Genomic DNA, 472 nt, shown 5'->3' with positions numbered 1-472 from the left:
TTTATTGAGCGATCGAACTTAAATTGAAGAGTTTGATCATGGCTCAGATTGAACGCTGGCGGCAGGCTTAACACATGCAAGTCGAACGGTAACAGGAAGTGCTTGCACTTTGCTGACGAGTGGCGGACGGGTGAGTAATGCTTGGGAATCTGGCTTATGGAGGGGGATAACGACGGGAAACTGTCGCTAATACCGCGTAAAATCGCAAGATTAAAGTGTGGGACCTTCGGGCCACATGCCATAGGATGAGCCCAAGTGGGATTAGGTAGTTGGTAGGGTAAAGGCCTACCAAGCCGACGATCTCTAGCTGGTCTGAGAGGATGACCAGCCACACTGGAACTGAGACACGGTCCAGACTCCTACGGGAGGCAGCAGTGGGGAATATTGCGCAATGGGGGGAACCCTGACGCAGCCATGCCGCGTGAATGAAGAAGGCCTTCGGGTTGTAAAGTTCTTTCGGTGATGAGGAAGG

1 rRNA gene is annotated in these 472 nt (G+C 52.3%); it reads left to right on the top strand.

Annotation, left to right across the window (positions count from 1 at the left end):
• Positions 1-20: 20 nt before the first annotated feature.
• Positions 21-472: ribosomal RNA gene (locus ACTG7Q_RS10870) — 16S ribosomal RNA — on the top strand; the annotation flags it as partial.

It is taken from the genome of Lonepinella sp. BR2474 (genome assembly GCF_051851555.1).
In the GTDB taxonomy this organism is placed as follows: Bacteria; Pseudomonadota; Gammaproteobacteria; order Enterobacterales; family Pasteurellaceae; genus Lonepinella.
Note: the sequence above shows the minus strand (reverse complement) of the source record. Positions and strands in the feature narration are given on the sequence as shown.